Origin of the sequence: Pseudoalteromonas sp. 1CM17D (assembly GCF_023161805.1) — a bacterium.
GTDB classification, from domain to species: Bacteria; Pseudomonadota; Gammaproteobacteria; order Enterobacterales; family Alteromonadaceae; genus Pseudoalteromonas; species Pseudoalteromonas atlantica.
Genome location: NZ_JALNTP010000001.1, coordinates 148,726 through 168,879, shown reverse-complemented (window position 1 = coordinate 168,879; position 20,154 = coordinate 148,726). Strand labels below are relative to the sequence as shown.

The 20,154-nt window shown below is 40.3% G+C and carries 18 protein-coding genes; 12 read left to right on the top strand and 6 right to left on the bottom strand.

Going from position 1 to position 20,154, the window contains the following annotated elements; all coding sequences use genetic code 11:
* Positions 1-26: 26 nt before the first annotated feature.
* On the bottom strand, positions 27-1,451 hold the full coding sequence (locus MSC25_RS00720) for a sodium-dependent transporter (RefSeq protein WP_024033447.1): 1,425 nt from the start codon (positions 1,449-1,451) through the stop codon (positions 27-29).
* Positions 1,452-1,637: 186 nt separating this feature from the next.
* On the opposite strand from MSC25_RS00720, the gene MSC25_RS00715 reads away from it, so the two are divergent.
* The 5 genes from MSC25_RS00715 to MSC25_RS00695 all read left to right on the top strand — a co-directional run bounded on the left by MSC25_RS00715 (position 1,638) and on the right by MSC25_RS00695 (position 4,759).
* Positions 1,638-1,940 carry a YciI family protein gene (locus MSC25_RS00715; protein ID WP_248442117.1) on the top strand — a complete coding sequence of 101 codons (303 nt, stop codon included), beginning with the start codon at positions 1,638-1,640 and terminating at the stop codon, positions 1,938-1,940.
* Between the two features lie 155 nt (positions 1,941-2,095).
* Complete coding sequence (locus MSC25_RS00710; RefSeq protein WP_248442116.1) at positions 2,096-2,359, top strand: hypothetical protein; 264 nt, start codon at positions 2,096-2,098, stop codon at positions 2,357-2,359.
* Between the two features lie 3 nt (positions 2,360-2,362).
* Entirely contained in the window at positions 2,363-3,037 is a 675-nt protein-coding gene (locus tag MSC25_RS00705) for a response regulator transcription factor (RefSeq protein ID WP_004586804.1), read from the top strand.
* Entirely contained in the window at positions 3,031-4,368 is a 1,338-nt protein-coding gene (locus tag MSC25_RS00700; RefSeq protein WP_004586805.1) for an ATP-binding protein, read from the top strand. The genes MSC25_RS00705 and MSC25_RS00700 overlap by 7 nt, the downstream gene beginning before the upstream one ends.
* Complete coding sequence (locus tag MSC25_RS00695) at positions 4,355-4,759, top strand: hypothetical protein (RefSeq protein ID WP_029772701.1); 405 nt, start codon at positions 4,355-4,357, stop codon at positions 4,757-4,759. Before MSC25_RS00700 ends, MSC25_RS00695 begins: the two co-directional genes overlap by 14 nt.
* A gap of 111 nt (positions 4,760-4,870) precedes the next feature.
* Here MSC25_RS00695 and MSC25_RS00690 read toward each other — a convergent pair whose 3' ends face one another.
* Entirely contained in the window at positions 4,871-5,905 is a 1,035-nt protein-coding gene (locus MSC25_RS00690) for an AI-2E family transporter (protein ID WP_024033443.1), read from the bottom strand.
* 170 nt (positions 5,906-6,075) lie between these two features.
* On the opposite strand from MSC25_RS00690, the gene MSC25_RS00685 reads away from it, so the two are divergent.
* Together MSC25_RS00685 and MSC25_RS00680 are read left to right on the top strand one after the other, a co-directional pair.
* Entirely contained in the window at positions 6,076-6,969 is an 894-nt protein-coding gene (locus MSC25_RS00685; RefSeq protein ID WP_248442115.1) for a TIGR01777 family oxidoreductase, read from the top strand.
* 130 nt (positions 6,970-7,099) lie between these two features.
* Complete coding sequence (locus tag MSC25_RS00680; protein ID WP_248442114.1) at positions 7,100-8,275, top strand: GGDEF domain-containing protein; 1,176 nt, start codon at positions 7,100-7,102, stop codon at positions 8,273-8,275.
* Positions 8,276-8,325: 50 nt separating this feature from the next.
* Here MSC25_RS00680 and MSC25_RS00675 read toward each other — a convergent pair whose 3' ends face one another.
* Together MSC25_RS00675 and MSC25_RS00670 are read right to left on the bottom strand one after the other, a co-directional pair.
* Positions 8,326-10,878: a glycoside hydrolase family 3 N-terminal domain-containing protein gene (locus tag MSC25_RS00675; protein WP_248442113.1), complete on the bottom strand. Its 2,553-nt coding sequence runs from the start codon at positions 10,876-10,878 to the stop codon at positions 8,326-8,328.
* Entirely contained in the window at positions 10,878-12,152 is a 1,275-nt protein-coding gene (locus MSC25_RS00670; RefSeq protein WP_024033438.1) for a sugar MFS transporter, read from the bottom strand. Before MSC25_RS00670 ends, MSC25_RS00675 begins: the two co-directional genes overlap by 1 nt.
* Positions 12,153-12,410: 258 nt before the next feature.
* Between MSC25_RS00670 and MSC25_RS00665 the strand changes: the two genes are divergently transcribed.
* From MSC25_RS00665 to MSC25_RS00655, 3 genes are all read left to right on the top strand, one after another.
* The gene (locus MSC25_RS00665; protein WP_248442112.1) at positions 12,411-13,742 is read left to right on the top strand and encodes a GH1 family beta-glucosidase; all 1,332 of its coding nucleotides are present in this window, start codon (positions 12,411-12,413) and stop codon (positions 13,740-13,742) included.
* Positions 13,743-13,802: 60 nt separating this feature from the next.
* Positions 13,803-15,131 carry an MFS transporter gene (locus MSC25_RS00660; RefSeq protein ID WP_248442111.1) on the top strand — a complete coding sequence of 443 codons (1,329 nt, stop codon included), beginning with the start codon at positions 13,803-13,805 and terminating at the stop codon, positions 15,129-15,131.
* A gap of 63 nt (positions 15,132-15,194) precedes the next feature.
* Positions 15,195-16,199, top strand: a complete 1,005-nt coding sequence (locus tag MSC25_RS00655; RefSeq protein WP_096041553.1) for a LacI family DNA-binding transcriptional regulator — start codon at positions 15,195-15,197, stop codon at positions 16,197-16,199.
* A gap of 53 nt (positions 16,200-16,252) precedes the next feature.
* Here the strand turns inward: MSC25_RS00655 and MSC25_RS00650 are convergent, their stop codons facing one another.
* Complete coding sequence (locus MSC25_RS00650; RefSeq protein ID WP_031289865.1) at positions 16,253-16,918, bottom strand: DUF2987 domain-containing protein; 666 nt, start codon at positions 16,916-16,918, stop codon at positions 16,253-16,255.
* Positions 16,911-17,720 (bottom strand): glucosaminidase domain-containing protein, encoded by an 810-nt coding sequence (locus MSC25_RS00645; RefSeq protein WP_248442110.1) that lies wholly within the window; start codon positions 17,718-17,720, stop codon positions 16,911-16,913. The genes MSC25_RS00650 and MSC25_RS00645 overlap by 8 nt, the downstream gene beginning before the upstream one ends.
* 265 nt (positions 17,721-17,985) lie before the next feature.
* Here MSC25_RS00645 and MSC25_RS00640 point away from each other — a divergent pair, with 265 nt between their 5' ends.
* The gene (locus MSC25_RS00640) at positions 17,986-19,278 is read left to right on the top strand and encodes an anti-phage deoxyguanosine triphosphatase (RefSeq protein WP_024033432.1); all 1,293 of its coding nucleotides are present in this window, start codon (positions 17,986-17,988) and stop codon (positions 19,276-19,278) included.
* Between the two features lie 217 nt (positions 19,279-19,495).
* A complete protein-coding gene (locus MSC25_RS00635; RefSeq protein WP_024033431.1) occupies positions 19,496-19,807 on the top strand; it encodes an Mpo1-like protein in 312 nt (103 codons plus the stop codon).
* The last annotated feature ends 347 nt before the right edge of the window (positions 19,808-20,154 follow it).

Genomic DNA, 20,154 nt, shown 5'->3' with positions numbered 1-20,154 from the left:
GCGGCTTTTGAAAACTTTCTTTTAGCCTAAAAACCAAATAACTTAAAGGCAAAAAACTTAGTCGCTACTGTGTTAATAAATATGGCTAATAAAATAACCGGAATAAACGTAGAAAGCGAAAAGTTAACGTATTTCTCCATAAAGCTACCGGCGTAATTTGGTGAGCCTTGGCTTAGCTCATCTGTTAGGCGCGCTTTTTTCCAGCGGTACATAACAAATAAACACACCATTAAACCATTCAGTGGCAATATAGTGTCGTAAAATACATCATAAACAATATCAAAAAAGCTTTTATTACCGCTGCCGTAACTAGTAAACGACGTTAGGCTATCAACCATACCAAACGACATAGTACATAATATAGTTAACACACCTGTGGCTAGCGTTAAAATACCTAAGGCTTTTTTACGGCTGATCCCTTTGCGGTCGCTAAGGGTCGCTGTAGGTACTTCTACAATTGATACAAGCGAAGTAATCGCTGCAAAAAACACTAATAAAAAGAACGAAAACGCTACTGCAGACGCGCCAAAGTAACCAATATCATTTTGTAGTGCTAATAAAATTTTAGGTAAGTATACAAATATCATCGATACAGACGAGTCAGAAAGCGCGGCTGGGTCGGTATTTGGATCAAAACTAAATATTGCCGGTAACACCATTAAACCGGCAACAAATGCCACTAATGAGTCGGTAATAGCTACCATTTTAGCACTGCCAACAATGTCATCTTTTTTAGATATGTAAGAGGCGTACGTCATTAAAATACCCATACCTAGCGATAGTGAGAAAAACGCTTGGCTTAGTGCACCATTAAGCACGCTGGCGCTCATTTTAGAAAAATCAGGAATAACATAATATTTAACACCAGCCATGGCGTTATCAAGCGTTAATACATACGCTACAAGGGCAAGCAACATAACAAATAAAGCCGGCATTAAAAACTTAGCGGCTTTTTCTATGCCTTGTTTAACCCCACCCAATAAAATAAGGTTAACAATAATAACCACCACAGCCATGTAGCCAAAAACAGTGTAGCTATTTATAAAGCTGCCAAAATGGCTCGGATCTGCCAATGCATCTAAATTACCCATGGCGGTTTGGCTTAAGTAGCCAAAAATCCACACGGTAATAACCATGTAAAATACGGCAATCATAAACGGCGTTAATACAGCCAAAAACCCTGCAAACTTCCATTTTTTGTCGTTATTTGCCAGCGTTTTGTACGAACCAAGTGGATCTTTTTGCGCGTTACGACCCATGGCCATTTCAGCCATCATTACCGGTAAACAAATAAAAGCAACAAACAAAGCGTATACAAGTAAAAATGCACCACCACCATTTTTAGTTGCCGACACAGGAAAACCTACTAAGTTGCCAATACCCACTGCCGAACCTGCTGCAGCCAGTATAAAGCCAAGACGGGAGCTAAAATGCTCTCTATTATTGCTCATGTATTAACCTTGTTATTTTTAAGTTATTCAAGCGACTCTACCAGTGTTGTGCCGCGCTTTTCAAGCAATTACACACTAAAAATAATTAATAACTGTAAACCTAGCTTTAACGGTAATTTGTTCACCAACTATCAACGTTGTGCTAGTATTTGCGTTATTAAACTTAACATTTTTTTGAGAATTACTATGTTGTACATGATTTATTCAACCGACGTTGAAAACAGCTTACCGCTTAGAAAAGAAGCCCGCCCCGCCCACTTAGCACGTTTAAGCGAACTTGACTCTCAAAACCGTTTATTTGTTGCCGGCCCACTGCCAGCAATCGACAGTGAAGATCCGCAAGATGCTGGATTTACAGGTTCATTAGTCATTGCCGAATTTGATTCACTTGAAAAAGCACGTGAATGGGCAGCAGCTGATCCATACGTTGCAGCCGGCGTTTACGCAAACACCGTTGTAAAACCATATAAAAAAGTATTACCAGCGTAACGAACACCCTGAATTTAAAACGTTATTTAATTCAGGGTTGGTTCACTGCTAATTAATTAAGCTGGCGAACGTAAAAGCGCATATTGGACGTTTTTACTTGAGTTTTAGTAGCTTAGTTAATTAGAATAGCTGGGTTTGATCTAGGAGTTCCCGTCATGCGTGTATTATTAACCCTTGGTTTAATTGCCTGTATTAGCGTCAGTGGCGCCGTACACGCAAGTTCGACTGCTACCAATGCAGTTAAAAAAACTGAGATCAGCAAAAAGAAAGCCGTAATACTTGCAAAAGAAGAAACTGACGGTAAAACCTTAAAAATTACAGAACAAGCAAAGTTTTATACTGTACGTATACTCAAATCTGACGGCCACGTCGTTGATTTACATATAAATAAAAAAACCGGCGAAGTGAAAAAGGATTAGCAAATGCGAATTTTAGTTATAGAAGATGATTTACACTTAGCAGACAACCTACGTAATGCTTTAGAGAAAGAACGTTACAGTGTTGATTTATGTCACGATGGCGAAGCTGGCCTATTCCATATTACAGAATACCCGCTAGATATGGCGGTGGTTGATTTAGGCTTACCAAAAATTGACGGTATTGAGCTAATCAATAAAGCACGTGCGCAAGGCGTGACAATCCCTATTTTAATCTTAACGGCGCGCGACCGCTGGCAAGACAAAGTTGAAGGCCTAGATGCAGGTGCAGACGACTACTTAACCAAGCCGTTTCATGTTGAAGAATTAATTGCGCGTTGTAACGCACTTATTCGCCGCAGTGCTGGTAAAGCAAACCCTGAAATGACAGCGGGTCCAATTAAAATTCATACTCGCTCACAACAAGTTTGGGTTAACGACAAAGAACTTAGCCTTACGGCTTATGAGTACAAAGTACTTGAGTATTTAATGGTTAACCCGCAAAAAGTAATTTCTAAATCAGAACTTACTGAGCACATTTACGACCAAGATTTCGATCTTGATTCTAACGTTATCGAAGTATTTGTACTTCGTCTGCGTAAAAAATTAGACCCTGAAGGCACATTAAACCCAGTAGAAACACTACGTGGGCGTGGTTACAGGCTTAAAAGTCAGTGGTAGCATCGCAAATATCGCTTAAAATAAGGCAAGGATTTATCCTTGTCTTTGTTTTATTGGTGGCACTGCCTATTTTGTTTTACTCGATTGGTAAAGCGTATTACGCCTCATTAGTCGAAACCACCGAAAAAAATCTAGAAGCCCACTTATACTCCCTTATTTCTGAAGTCGACTTTACTGAGCGCGGCATTATTATGCCCAGCACAATTTTAACGCCTGAGCTTAATAACTTAAATTCAGATACCTACGCCATGATTTACCGCGATGATGTACCTGTTTGGCACTCAGAGTCGGCTGTAAACGTAAACTTTAAACCCGAGTACATAGAGCCTAAAGCAGGTGCGGCCGACTTTAGACGTGTGGTTTACAACAATGCGGTTTACTGGCAATTAAGCCTAACGGTCATTTTAAATAATATTGACCAATCTGAGCAGGCACGTTTTATATTACTCAAACGAAACGATGCACTGCTAAGGTTAATGGATGGCTTTAAGCAAACCTTAGTCGATTGGATGTTTATAATGGGTATTGCGATTGCCGGTTTAATGGCAATTGGATTTATTTGGAGCGGCCGGCCGTTACAACGTCTTGATAAAGAAATAAAAGCCATTGAGTCGGGCGATATTCAAGAAATTAAAGGCTTATACCCTGTAGAGCTACAAACAATTAAATCAGACCTAAACTTATTACTAGAGTCGCAGCAACGTCAAAAAGAGCGCTACAGAGCCTCTTTAAGTGACCTAGCACATGCATTAAAAACGCCCCTTGCGGTATTAAAATCAAGCCCGCTTGCTAATGATGCCGATGCCCAAGAGCAACTTGATAGAATAAATGTGATGATCGAGCATCAGTTAAAGCGTGCAGCTACTGGCGCCTCAGATACATGGAAAAAACAAACCCCAGTTAAACCTGTGGTTGATTCTATTTTAAGTGCAATGGCCAAGGTATACCGCGATAAAGACATTATATTTAATTGTACCGTGACCGATAAAGATTACTTTTTAGGTGACCAAACAGATTTAATGGAATTACTGGGTAATTTAATTGATAACGCCTGTAAAGCGTGTCGCTCACAAGTAGAAATACAAGTCATTCAAAGTAAAACACTGTGCATAGGCATTAGTGACGATGGACCCGGTGTACCCGAGGATAAACGCGAGTCTTTATTAACCCGTGGTACCCGCCTTGATACTTACGAAAGCGGCCACGGTGTTGGCATGGCGATAGTCTCTGATTTGGTTAAATCTTATAACGGTCACTTAACGATTAATAAGTCGGACACCTTGGGCGGCGCACAATTTATTTTAGAGTTTAATTACAATGATAAAAAATAGCCTTTTAATTACACTTGCGAGCCTATTAGCACTAAGTGCTAATGTCAGTGCGCAAGCACAGTGTACGCTTGAGCAAAACGCAACGCCAAGCCAAACTAAACGCTATACGCAGTGTTTAGACACCCAAATAAATCAGGCTAAATACAATCAGGGTACTTGGGTTCAAAAACGTAAATATGAACTCACTAAATTAGAAGAGCAAAGCGGAAATACGCAAATACTGATGTTGTTTAAGCGCAGCGTCGACAACCACCAAAAGTATATTGAAGCAAGCTGCCAATGGCGCTACATATTAAAACTGCCAAATGCCAGCCAAGCCGCTATTGATTACAAATTATGTGAACTTGCACTTATTGAACAGTTTACTCAAGTGCTTAAAAAGCCACTTTAAACGGGGATTAACCCCTACAAAAAAAGCGATTAATACTGTGTATTAATCGCTTTTTTTTGTATCAAATATTTAATCAAATACGCAATTTTAAGCTATGAAAACCAATTGATATTATTTATCGTCTATCGACTCTCCAGTACCAAGTAGCGTGGCAACCCAGCGCCCTTCATCACTTGCCTCTAGGGCTATTTTAACAATCATGGTAAGCGGTACCGATAGCAACATGCCTACAGTGCCTAATAACCACCCCCAAAATATTAACGACAAAAACACCACCAAGGTAGAAAGCCCAAGCCCTTTACCCATAAATTTAGGCTCTACAATGTTACCCATTACCGTATTAATAATTAAATACCCTGCACCTACAAGCCCGGCTGTTAATGGTCCTTGTGTGATCAGTGCTAACAATACAGCTGGTACTGCGGCAATAATAGAACCTATATTAGGAATATAATTAAACATAAAGGCCAACACGCCCCACAGCACAAAGTAGTCAACATCTAAAATCCATAAATAAAATGCTGCAATAATACCGGTGGCTAAACTCACTAATGTTTTAATTGCTAAATACGAATTAATAGAAACCAAAAAGCGGTCAATTTGCTCCATTTTTCTATCTGGGTCGGCAAGTGCCATATGAATTTTTTTGCTTAATGCAGGCCCTTCAAAAAGCATAAACACCACAGTTAAAATTATTAAAAACATGTTTGCCATTACGCCACCTAAGCCGGTAAGCATATTCGTGGCTACATCGACCATTTTACCTGGGTCAAACATAGAGAGAATTTGATCTCTATCGATTAAGATATTGTATTGCGATGCAAGATCGACCAGCCAAACAAACTCTTCTTGTAACTGGGCTTTATATTCAGGAAGTTGCTGAGAAAAGTCGTTAACTGATTGTCCTACGAGGCCGCCTAAGCTTACACCTAAGCCCACAATGATAAGCACCACAATAACAACAGAAACCCCTTTAGGGATCCGATAGCGACCAAAAAATGTGATCAGCGGATTGCATACAATGGCAATAAACGCCGCCAAAATAAAGGGAATAATAATAACACTTGCGGCCTTAATACCGGCTAATACAACCACCAGGGCTGCAAATATTATTAAGCTTTTATTTACGCCAGTTAAACTTGCCAACGCGCCAATCCTTTTCTTATGAAATTCGCTTTAGTGTAAGGCAAAAACTAATTAAATGAAATATTTACAAAGTGATCGTTGTTTTTTAGTTAACGTAATAATTTGCATTAAGATAGTTTAAATAGTATACATTTTAAACAAATCGTACACTTAAAATTGGTAAGATTTTTATGCATATTTTTTTTACAGGCGCTACAGGCCTAATAGGTAAACACTTAACGCCTTTTTTGCTGCATCATCATAAAGTAACCGTACTGAGCCGAAATAAAACCAAAGCCCATGTATTGCTTGGTCATAATATTGATGTAGTAAGCAGCGTTGATGAGGTTAATTTTAACCATGTAGATACTGTGATTAATTTAGCCGGCGAACCTATCGTCAACAAACGCTGGACGCAAGCACAAAAACAAACAATTAAAAACAGCAGAATAAACCTTACCACGCAAATCAGCGATGCTATTTTAAATTGCAGCACGCCCCCTGCTACATTTATATCTGGCAGTGCCATTGGCTATTATGGCCGCCAAGGCGATACTCCCGTAGACGAGGACACCGACGATGTAAATGATGAATTTAGCCATCAGCTATGTAAAGAGTGGGAGCATGCGGCACTAAAAGCGCAAAGTGATAAAACACGGGTGTGCTTATTACGCACGGGAATTGTACTTAGCAAAAACGGCGGCGCTTTAAGTAAAATGCTTCCTGCGTTTAAAATTTTTGCAGGTGGCCCCATTGGTGATGGGAAACAAGGTATGTCGTGGATTCATATTGATGACATGATTCAACTGATTTTATTTATTATAAAACACACGTCGCTTTGCGGGCCAATTAACGCTACTGCACCCACCCCTGTTAGCAATAAAGTATTTAGCAAAAGTTTAGGTAAAGCATTGTCACGCCCTGCGGCCCTAACCATGCCAAGCCCTGTGTTAAAAGTGTTAATGGGTGAAATGTCTGATTTGCTCACTACTGGGCAATATGTAATACCCAAAAAAGCGTTAGCGCACAATTACCGTTTTCATTTTACGGATATAGATTCAGCTCTGAGAAGTTTAATAAAGTAGGTGTATTCAGCATAGATACACCTACTAAAGGTTATAAAAATACTACTTTAAGCTAGGTTGCTGTAATTAATATAAGCTTTAGTATCTAATCTCCATTAAAATAGTCGTTTTATAATAAAAGAACCTTTCTATGCTGCACTTACCAACCGTTATAAGCCTTTCTTTTATTTTAAACCTTATAATTGGGCTGTATTTTATCTCTATTTATCAATATAAAAAACAAACTAGTTTTTTATATTTTGGCCTAGCTTGTACCACCTTTACATTCGCCATACTATGCGCAAGCTTACGAGTGATCATTGCATGGCCGTTTATTACCCATTACTTTGCCAGTCTATTTATTATTGCTTGCCCACTTTTTTTAATTATGGGATTAAAAGCACTCAGTCCTTTAAATAAAAGCATATGCAGGCAAGTTAGCTCTTTACTCATCATGGCTGCGGTTTTTTTGCTCGTAGTTTACAACACCGCTGTAGAGCAAGTATTGGTTAGTTTAACTGTGGCAGGGTTATTTTTGTATGCTTCGTATATTGTTTTAAACACCCGCTTTATAGCAAAATTACAGCAACGTATGCTATTGCTTTGCCTATTACTGCACGCACTCGTTATGCTAATACAGGGAGTTTTATTACTGTTGCCATTTTTTACTGCGCTCAACTTTAATTTTGCCTCTGTTTTGCAATTTACTTTGGCTGTACACTTAATACTTGCCACTAGCGCCGCCCTATTGCTGCCTTTTTTAGTGTTTGCCAATACAGAGCATACGCTCAACTCCCTTGCTAAACGCGACCCATTAACCCAGCTATTAAATAAACGCGGTTTAAATGCAGTGGCCAATACGTTATTTAATAAAAATAATGCCGAGCATCCCCTTAGCATTATTATGGTCGATATAGACTTTTTTAAGCGCGTTAACGATGAATACGGACACGATGCAGGTGATGAGGCAATTAAATGGGTTTCGCAGCATATTGCCGCGCTTTTTTCTAACAGCGCGGTTACCGCGCGTGTTGGCGGCGAAGAGTTTGCAATTTTACTTAACCACTGCACTTTAAATGAGGCACAGTGCGCGGCAAACACCCTCAGAAAAAACATTAAAAACAAGCCTTTTAGCTATTACGGCAACACCATTTATTTAAGAATAAGCGCTGGAGTGGCATGCAGCGATACTCAAACAAGCTCTTTCAAATCGCTACTTAGTGCGGCAGATAAGCGCTTGTATATTGCTAAAACCACAGGACGCGACAAAGTTATATATGAATCTGCACAAAACCCTTTTATAAAGAACAAACCGGTTTGCACATAAAAAAAGCCCTTCAATTGAAGGGCTTTGACATACACACTAAAACAAAATGATTACTGACATTTAAGCCCAGCAGAGTCTGCCTTATTAGGCACAAACTGAATGTTTGCTACCGACACTGAGGTTTTACTGCTTGCATGTAAACTAAACGGGCTTGTAATGCTTGCAAAGTCTACGCCTTGGTTAGCAAAACAACGTAAGTCTACCGACACCGACTGCCATTTATTTTTGATGGATTGATCAACCATTTTACTCAAGGCAATCGCACCACCACACTCACCTGAACAAGTCATAGCAAGGTTTACGTCATCGGTTAGTGGCTCATTGAGTTTAATATCAAAACTAATAACGCCATTAGCCTCTAAATACGTAATGGTATCTTCTGCAAAGCTTGTGACTATTTCAGCACTTGCCTTTTGCTCGCCACTAAAATTAAATTGGCGCGCGTCTTCTTGAACTGTTTTATCCTCAGTACGGTATTTAAGTGCACCTAGTTGATGAGTACTGCTTGATACATCTAATAGCTCATCGCCAGATTTAAGTAATAAACGCCACGGAGCAACCGGTGCGCCAACTAAAATATCCATACTAGTGAGTGCTGAGTTATCTAATTTAGAGTCTTCGTCTAAATTATCAGCCAATACATTTTTATCGCCATAAGTTAAACCAAAGCCGTACGGTAATAATGGGCTGTAATCGTCATCGCCTTTATTAACCGTTGCTTGTACTGCTGTTTTAGGCCATGAAAACGAAAGCTTGCCGCTAAAGTCATGTTGAATACTGCCATCTTTGCCTTTTAAAATAACATCGGCAATACCGCCGCCCTCTGTACCTGGCAGCCATGCTGCAACAAATGCATCTGAGGCATTTAATTCACTGTTAACCCACATAGGGCGACCCGAAATAAATACCGATACAACCGTAATACCCTGCTCTTTTAACGACTTTAATAACGCGAGCGATTTTTTATTACCACGCTCAAATTCAAGGTTATCTCTATCGCCATGGCCTTCTGCATAAGGCTCTTCACCAAATACCACAACGGCTACATCTGGGCGCTGCTCATATGAGCCATCCACACTTAAAATGGCACGTCCACCCGCCTGCGTAACTTGTTTTTCAAGGCCTGCGTAAATAGACGTGGCACCAGGAAAATCAGCATTTTTGTTATTCGTCCCTTGCCAAGTAATACTCCAACCACCCGACTGCTTACCTATGTTATCGGCTCCATCGCCGGCAATTAGTACAGTTTGGTTAGCATCAAGAGGCAAAATATTGTTTTTGTTTTTAAGTAAAACAAGTGATTCACGAACTGCTTGACGCGCAACTTCGCGGTGCTGCTGCGCACCAATTAGCTCAGTTTTACCCGAAAACTGACGCTTAGCTGGGCTTGGTTTATCAAATAAACCGGCACGCAATTTAACGCGTAAAATTCTACTTACTGCATCATCAATGCGCGACATGCTGATTTCGCCAGCTTTGACTTGCGCTATGGTGTTTTCGTACAGCGGCTTCCAAGCGCCCGTTGGCACCATAAAAATATCAAGCCCCGCGTTAACAGCCTGTGCACAGCTTTCGTTTGTACAGCCTTCAATTTGACCGTGGCCGTTCCAATCCCCTACCACAAAACCATCAAAGCCCATGCGGGTTTTAAGCACATCGGTTAACAGGTATTTGTTGCCGTGGTTTTTAACTCCATGCCAGCTATTAAACGATGCCATAACCGACTGACTTCCCGCCGATAAGCCGCCTACATAACCTTGGGCATGTATATCAAACAAATCTTGCTCACTGTCGATATTATTACCTTGGTCATCGCCATCGACTGTGCCGCCATCACCTAAAAAGTGCTTAACGGTACTAATAACACGTTTATCACTTAAAAAGTCGCCATCGGCCTTGCCCTGTAAACCATTTACAATTGCGGCTGAATAATCACGTACTATTTGAGGATCTTCTGAATAACCTTCATAGGTTCTGCCCCAGCGGTCGTCACGCACAACAGCCACTGTAGGTGCAAATACCCAATCAATACCCGTTGCCATTACTTCAACCGCAGTGATAGCTGCTATTTGCTCAATCAATGCAGGGTTGTTTGCCGCACCTAAACCAATATTATGCGGAAATAAGGTCGCGCCAATTACATTATTGTGACCATGCACCGCATCGGTGCCCCACATTGTGGGTATTTTACTGCCATCAATAGAGTCATCTACCGACGCCTGATAAAAATCTTCAGCCAATTTTACCCAGTCCATTGGTGTTGCGTGTTTATCACCGTTAGGAAACGCACCGCCCCCGTTTAGGTATGAGCCAAAGCCATATTTGCGCATATCTTCAACGGTAATGTCACGAATTTCTGGTTGAATCATTTGAGCTACTTTTTGCTCAAGTGTCATCGTTTTTAAATAATCAGCTATTTTAGCTTCAATTTTTGGGTCTTGTTTTACGGCAATATTAAGTTTTGGCCAAATTTTCTCTGTTTTAGACAGCGCATTATTAGCTTCAGGAGTGGTGGTCCCGTCATTTGAACAAGCCGCTAAAATGCCTAGTGATGCAATTAATGAGGCACGTGCTATTTTATTAAGTGAAAAAAGGGTTTTCATTATAGAGTCTCCTGAGCTTGAACTGGTTTGCTTCCGCTTAAACCATAAAACGCGATAAATAAGTAACAAAAAATAGGTAAAACATACGAAAGTTGAACACCCACACTATCAGCAAGTGCACCTTGTAAAAGAGGCACTATTGCACCCCCTACAATCGCCAAGCACAAAATACCAGAGCCCTGCGCGGTATGCTTACCCAGGCCATTTAACGCTAAACTAAAAATAGTTGGGAACATAATAGAATTGAATAAACCAACCAGTAGTATTGACCACATTGCTAATTGACCCGACGTGCTCATGGCAATAACCACCAAAATAATAGCCATACTTGCGTTAAAGCCAAGTACTTTACCAGCGGGTAATTTTTGCATTACCGCTGCACCAATAAAACGCCCCACCATAGCTCCGCCAAAATAATATGTGATGTAGTGAGCGGCAACATGCTCTTTTAATCCAGCAATATTTTCTTGGGCTAAAAAGCTAACTAAAAAACTGCCAATCGCAACCTCTGCACCTACATACATAAATATACCCACAGCACCGAGTGTTAGGTGGCGGTATTGCCATGCACTACCTTCAATTGTCTCTGACTTTTCAGCGGCTTCTTTTTGCTCATTCATTATGTCTGGCAATTTAAGCCACGCAAAAATACCGGCTAATAAAATAAGCATGCCTGCTAATAGTAAATAAGGAAGTTGTACCGACTCTGCATTTTGTGCCGGTGTTAAAAACGCTTCAGAAGCAGAGTCAAGAATCAAAAATGCACCAAATGTAGGGGCAACCGTCGTGCCTAGCGCATTAAATGCTTGCGTTAAGGTAAGGCGAGAAGACGCTGTTTTAGGGGCGCCCAATAAACTTACATAAGGGTTTGCAGAAACCTGCAACAAGGTAATACCGCTTGCCAGAACAAATAAAGCAAACAAAAATACCGGGTAATTATGTAGTGCCGCGGCTGGGTAAAAAAGTACACAACCACATGCCGCTATAAGTAACCCCACTACAATGCCTTTTTTATACCCTAATTTTTTAACTATATAGCCACTTGGCAGTGACATTAAAAAATAAGCCCCAAAAAAACAAAACTGAACCAGCATTGCCTGAACATAAGTTAGGTTAAACACCGCTTTTAAATGCGGGATTAAAATATCATTTAAGCAGGTAATAAATCCCCACATAAAAAATAAAGTAGTTAAAGATGTTAATGCAAAACCATAGTTTTTATCTTGGTAGTTTTGCGACTGTGTGTGTGTCGTCAGTGGTGCTGAACTGGCCATGGGCTCTCCGCAATTTATTATTATAAATTAATGCAAAAGTCGTTATTAAAAATTGCCGTGTAACCCAGCAACATTAAAGAGTTGACCTTCGTATCAATTAACACTAATCTAAAAATGTAAGCGCTTTCACGTGTAATTAAATACGAACATGTAACATATTTCAACAAGTTTTATTTTTTTATAAACGCGCCCTTACGCTTCATCGCAGTAAATACAGTGGCTATTTATGCATTTAAGGTTTAAAAAGGTTTGTTACTAATGACAAAATTATCGTTACCATCTCATTCACCTCTATTAACAAAAAACTTTGTTTATGGTGTGGCTACGGCATCATTTCAAATTGAAGGCGGGTATGAGCATCGCCTGCCCTGTATATGGGATACCTTTTGCGATACACCCAACAAAATAGCCGACAGCTCAAATGGGCATGTTGCCTGCGATCATTACAACCAGTGGCAAAACGACATTGAATTAATAGACTCGCTTGGCGTAGATGCGTATCGACTTTCTATCTCTTGGCCGCGCGTTATTACCTTATCGGGCGAGCTAAACCCTGAGGGCGTAAAGTTTTATACTAATATTCTTGATGAGCTCAATAAGCGCAACATTAAAGCGTTTGTAACGCTATATCACTGGGATTTACCTCAACATTTAGAAGACAAAGGCGGCTGGTTAAATCGCGACACAGCTTATGAATTTGCTCGCTATGTAAAGCTTATTAGCCAAGCATTTGGCGAGCGGGTATTTTCGTACGCGACCCTAAATGAGCCATTTTGCAGTGCCTTTTTAGGCTATGAAGTAGGAATACATGCCCCAGGTTTAGTGGGCAAAGAGTACGGTAAAAAAGCAGCGCACCATTTATTGCTTGCCCATGGTTTGGCAATGGATGTGTTAAAGCAAACCTCGCCTAATACTCAAAATGGTATTGTGCTTAATTTTACACCTTGCTACCCATTAACGCAGTCAGCCGAGGATATACACGCAGCTCGTTACGCCGATGATTATTTAAATCAATGGTATATGAAACCAATAATGGACGGCCAATACCCAGAAATTATAAAACAGCTTCCTAGCAATCAGCAGCCTGAAATCCACCCTGGCGATATGGACATAATTTCACAATCTATTGATTACTTGGGCATTAATTTTTATACGCGCCAAGTATACAAAGCACACCCTAGCGATATATACGAGCCACTTGCACCACAAGGGCCTTTAACCGACATGGGCTGGGAAATTTACCCGCAGTCGTTTACCGATTTACTTGTAACGCTTAACAACACCTACACCTTACCGCCTATTTATATAACCGAGAACGGCGCGGCTATGCCCGACACCATAAAAAATGGCGAGGTAAACGATGTAGATCGCCTAAACTATTATCATAGCCACTTAAATGCCGTTCACGATGCCACAGCGCAAGGGGTTAATATTATTGGTTACTTTGCGTGGAGCTTAATGGATAATTTTGAATGGGCTGAGGGCTACTTAAAACGCTTTGGTATTGTTTACGTTGATTATAAAACTCAGCAACGTACTATAAAAGCCAGTGGCCAAGCTTTTAAAAGCTTGATACAAAGCCGTAAATAGCCAATAAAAGCTATTCGATTAATCGCATAAATAAAAATCAAAAAGCGAGAACCTAACATCATGATAAGTGTAAAAGAAAAAATAGCCTATGGCCTTGGCGATACGGCAAGTAATATTATTTTTCAAACAGTTATGATGTTTTTAATGCTTTACTACACAGATGTAGTAGGGCTTTCTCCAGCGGTGGTAGGCACCATGTTTTTAGTGGTTAGGTTGTTTGATGCCATCACCGACCCAGTGATGGGCAACTTAGCCGATAAAACCCAGTCGCGCTTTGGCCATTTTAGGCCCTATTTATTGTGGCTTGCCCTGCCCTTTGCGCTTATTAGTATTTTAGCTTTTACCACGCCAGAGCTTGAAGGCACTGATAAAATTATTTACGCCTTTACTACCTACACCTTGCTTATGGTGGCGTATACCGCCATAAATATTCCTTATTGCGCATTAGGTGGCGTGCTCACTAACGATGTAAAAGAGCGTGTTAGCGTGCAATCGTATCGTTTTGTGTTTGGTATGTTAGGCGGCGTTATTGTTGCGGGCTGTACAATGCCAATGGTTGAATACTTTGGCCAAGGCGATAATGCAAAAGGGTACCAATACACCATGACGGCAATGAGCTTGCTTGGCTTAGTGTTATTTTTACTGTGTTTTTTTGGTACCAAAGAGCGTGTAGAGCAACCGCCTGAGCAAAACCTGTCGTTGTTTAAAAGCTTAAAAACCTTGATTAAAAACGATCAATGGCGAGTCCTATGCGCGGCCGCGCTATTTTTACTCACTGGCCAAGTATTACGTTTAACCTTAGGTGTTTATTACGTTAAATACTATTTAGGGCAAGATGATTTAATTACCTCCTTTATGACCCTAGGAGTGGTTGCCAGTATGGTTGGGTGTGCGTGTGCTCAGCCGTTGGCTAAGCGATTTTGTAAAATAAAAGCCTATATTAGTTTGCAGTTAATCGCTGCGGGCATATGTATTGTGAGCTATTTTATCTCCCCTGATAACATTACCTTGGCATTTGCCGCCTTTATTTTGTGGAAGTTTTTTTTAGATATGGCCACCCCGCTACTGTGGGCAAAAATGGCTGACACCATAGACTACGGGCACCACAAAACTGGGGTAAGAATTACTGGTCTTGTGTATTCGGGCGTTATATTTTTTATAAAAATGGGTGTGGCGTTAGGCGGTGCAATTGCGGGCTGGCTGCTCTCTTTTTATAATTATCAGGCGCAAACAATGCAGAGCCTTGATACGCAGCAGGGTATTTTATTATCGTTTACTATTATACCGGCGTTTGGTTCTTTGTTTGTTGCATTTATTATGCGTAAATACACGCTCAATAACGCACAGTTAGCCTCTATACAGGCATCGCTAAAAACTAGTGCTAGTTAACATTTGGTGGGTACGGTATTATTTGCCCGCCAAAATAAAGGATATAAGTGAGTTAACAATAACATGGCCACAATTTATGAAGTGTCGGAGCTTGCTGGCGTATCGTTAGCTACAGTGTCACGGGTAATGAATAAAAACACCCGCGTAAGTGAAAAAACCACTAAAAAAGTACTCGATGCAATGCAGCAGCTGGGCTATAAGCCCAACTCTATTGCGCAATCGCTTGCCTCAAACAGAACCAACAGCGTGGGTATTTTGGTCTCAGAGCTTCATGGTCCTTTCTTTGCTCAAATGATGGCAGGCATAGAGTCAGCCCTGCGCGCTGCGGGTAAGCACGTTATTATTACCACCGGTCACAGTGAAGACGATAAAGAAAAAGACGGCATTGAATTTTTAATTAGCCGCAAATGCGATGCACTAATTTTACATGTAGAGTCAGTCAGTGATGACTACCTAATTGAGCTAAGTAAAGGTAAAACCCCTATTTACCTTATTAACCGATACGTACATTCACTTGAAAGTAACTGCATTAGCCTAGATAACGAACTCGGCGGCTACTTAGCCAGTAAATCTATTGTTGAACAAGGCCACACAAATATAGCTTATATCGCGGGGCCGCAAGTTAAAGCCGATGCCAGAAACCGTTTAAAAGGCCATAAAAAAGCGCTGCACGAAAAAAACATTCCCTTTAATGAGGCGCTGTTTTACGAAGGTGATTTTAACGAAATTGGCGGCAGCAAAGGCCTTGAAAAACTACTCAACACGCGTATTCCGTTTAGTGCTTTAGTGTGTGCCAACGATGAAATGGCATCAGGTGCTATGAAATACGCCCGTGAGCATGGCTTTAATTTACCAGACGATTTGTCGGTTATTGGCTTTGATAACGTTATATTTGCCAATTATCTTTACCCTACACTTACCACCATAGATAACCCAGTAGAAGAAATGGGTGAAATGGCTGCAAAAATGGTGCTACAAGATGTGTATCAGTATAAAAACTTACACATAAACCGCGTGTTTGAACCCACCCTTATAAAACGTGATTCAACACAACCACTGCCAAAATAACGCATAAAAAAACGGCGCTATATTAAGCGCCGTTTTTATTAACCCCCTGCAACTTATTTTGCTATCCAGGGGGTTACTTTAACTACGTTTTCTATATCACCAAGCAGATTTACGTCATCTTCCCAGTTATCCTGTACTGCAAAGTAGCAGATTGATTTTTCGCACTGTATATGTGGGTTATTAAAGGTCACAGGCTCTTTAAACGTTACAGCAACGCCTTTTTGCTCAGGCAATAAAAACCACATGAGCTTACTAACAAAAAAGCCCGATAAATCGGTTAAAAGTTCATCTAACTCGTTATTAATTGTATACAACGAATCTTTAGTTAAGCTAAGCCCTTCAAATTCGCTGGCCTCAATTTGCAATTTTAACTGACAATCGTGATCAGGATTTTGTGGCTCTACAACAATAACGGCTTTATCCGTATCGAGCTGCTTATCAAACGGTAAAAGTAACTGTGCTTTATCGGTAAAATTAAGCGGGTATTCGTTATTTTCAGTTAAAATTGTGCCGCTTTTAATAGCGCATGCCTCGTTTGTGGCAATATCGCTAATGTAAAAGTTAACCCTTGCATACTGAAAGTCGCCCTTGTTAACCACTTTTAATCTATCGTAAAAGCCATCGTACGACATAACAAACTCTTTGGCATTGACGGTACTTGCCGCCAAACTTAATAAAATGAGTATGGCGTTAATATTTATGAGTCGTTTTTTATTCATCAAAGTAAGCTCTGTTTTGGTTAATCATGGTGTTTAGCTCTTCTATGTAGGCCTCGCCGCGCTCTGAGTACGACATTAAACCATGGGTTAGTGCCGTTGCCGCAATGGGCTTTTGCTGTTGTCGTAAATCTTCGCGTATAAGCCGTAAATCTTTGTAGGCATTATGCGTGTTTATATTTCTAAAATACGAGCTTACTGCTGCGCGTACCGACTTAAATGCAGCAACTTCGTGCGCCGCTCCGCTATTGCGGCGTCTTGGCACCATACCGCACCCTTTTGAATAACACCATTGGCCAAAAAAGTTGAGCCCTATGCGTGCAAAGCGTGATGTACCCCAGGCCGACTCATTCGCCGCTTGCATTAGCGCAAGCTCTTTAGGAATAATATCAACACGGCGCAGCGCTTGGCTTAAAATTAGGGTGTTTACTGTTTCAGGTAAGCCATAGGCTTTTAAAATATTAACGATGTCGCGCTGTTGTTTTTTCTCGAGCGGTTCGTTGTATTCAAGCATCATACGCGCAATTTCTAACTTAGCGCGTTGCTGTAATATTTTTTTATTTTCAGCCTCAACATGTGGGCGAATAAAATCAAAAAATGCCTGTTTTTTCTCTTTTACATCAGCAAATTCAGAAAATTTAGGTAAGGTAACATTGTGCAGGGGTTTTTCTTTTTTCTTTACTTTTTTAGGTTGTTCACCTGTGGTTTGTTCTTCAACCTCGTGCTCATTACTTTGCATAAACGGATATGCAAGCGCCCATAAAAAAAATACGCTTAGTAACAGCTTTAAAATGGTTTTTAGCATGTAGTCTCTCTTTCAAACAACAATTATGCATGGGTAATACACACACATACGAAACCCCATTATACCTAAGCCACTATATAAACGCGAATAACACCCTGTGTGTAACCCTTTAAGGGCCACGCTTTGCTAAAAAATGCTAAAGTGGCTGCTTGCGATAAATATATTATCCACCAGCTAAGGTTATGTACTTGTTCATTCGCAATTTATTAGGGCATGGGTATACTGAGCTTATACCGTGTATAACAACGTTTTGTGAGTAAGCAGTATGGATAAGCAATGGCAAAGCCGAATAATAGAACAGTATAAAAATCGCCCTAACGATAATCGCTCCCCCTGGCAGGTAGACCGCTCTCGTATAATTCATGCTGCAGCTTTTAGGCGCTTACAAGCAAAAACCCAAATTATGGGGATAGGCTTAAACGACTTTTATCGCACACGCTTAACGCATTCTTTGGAGGTATCGCAAATTGGTACCGGCATATTGCGGCATTTAAAAGCACAACACAGCGATTTTGAACACTTCCCCTCTACCGGTTTATTAGAAACCTTATGTTTAGCCCACGATATAGGCCATCCCCCGTTTGGCCATGGCGGCGAAATTGCCTTAAATTATATGATGCGTGAGCACGGTGGATTTGAAGGCAACGCACAAACATTACGTATAGTCGCTAAACTTGAGCCATACTCTAACGGCCACGGCATGAACCTAACGCGCCGCACGTTGCTTGGCTTTATTAAATACCCCGCATTTATAGACGATTTATGGCACACCATTCCGAAGGTAAATAACACACGCTCATTTATAAAAGCAGATGATTGGCGCCCCGCTAAAGGCTTATACAAAGACGATGCACAAATATTTGAATGGATCATTGCCCCTTTAAGCGACAACGACAAAGCCCTATTAACAAGCCATACGCCAGTAGATCAGTACCGTGCAAAAACCCGTTATAAATCGTTAGATAGCGCCATAATGGAACATGCCGATGACATAGCATATGCAGTGCACGACCTAGAAGATGCCATAGCCACTAAAGTGCTCACACTAGATGATTGGCAAACACATGCATTACCCCACTTAAACGCGCTTAATTACGATTGGTTAAACACTAAATTAGACTCGCTTACCCAACGCTTGTTTTCAAAAAACGATTTTGAGCGTAAAGACGCCATTGGCGAGCTGGTAAATATGTTTATTATTCATATTCATTTAGATGTTCAGCATGGTGATTTTGAGTGCCCTATTTTAAAGTACACTGCAAAGCTAGACCCACAGTACGAGCACGTTTTACAAATACTTAAGCATTTTGTATTTAATCGCTTAATACGCGACCCAGAAATGCAGCAAATAGAGTTTAAAGGTCAAAACTTACTGATTGAATTATTTACCGCTTTTGCCAGTGACCCTCTGCGTTTATTACCCGAAACAACGCAAGCGCTTTATCTAGACGCTGAAAAACAAAACCAAGGGATGCGCATAATATGCGACTACCTAAGCGGCATGAGCGATGAGTACGCCTATAAAACCTATCAGCGGTTATTCTCACCAGTACAGTAAAAAGCCAAGAGCACATCCTGCTAAGCGTTTAGGTAAAGGTAGAGCCTATGTAAGGGGTTATTGCAAATAAATAGGCGTTTGCAAAAGCCGTTATCGAGCCCACTCGGTTACAAACTTAGCGCCGCGATTAAATAACCTATTGTTTGCAAAAATTTTTCCTGCAAAATCTAGCAGGCCCTTGTATATTTAATAAACTATAAAAATAAGAGCATTGACTATGAACACACCACACACTTTTAACTCCTTTAAAGCGTTTTACCCGTATTACTTAAAAGAGCACCGCAATGTAACCTGCAGAAGGCTTCACTTTATTGGCAGCACGCTGGTACTTGCTGTCATCTTTATTGCATTAATCAAGCAGCAATATAGCTTGCTGTGGTTATTACCGGTTATTGGCTACGGATTTGCTTGGATTGGGCATTTCTTTTTTGAAAAAAACCGCCCCGCTACATTTAAGCACCCCCTTTATAGCTTATGGGGAGATTGGGTCATGTTTAAAGATATACTTATCGGTAAAATAAAATTTTAATTTTTATATTATTTTATTATAAAAATCACTGGCAACCTTTTTAAACGCTATACAAATTTCAGCTTAAATAATCTGCTCTTTATATGTTAATTTATTTAACATATAAAAGGTGGGTTATACACTTAATTTAAAAAACGCTTAGCAACAGCCATTATTAAAGGCGTACACACTGCTCTTACCTGTTAATCAAAAGTAAACCTCATGGTTGCCAATTATTTTAAGCTCCATCAGTTACTTACAAATCATAGCCTATTTCTAGCTTTTACCTCATTTAGTCTTATTAATTAAACCTTGTAACTATATACCCTTTAATTTTAATTGAATGTTATTCAATTGACTCATTTTGT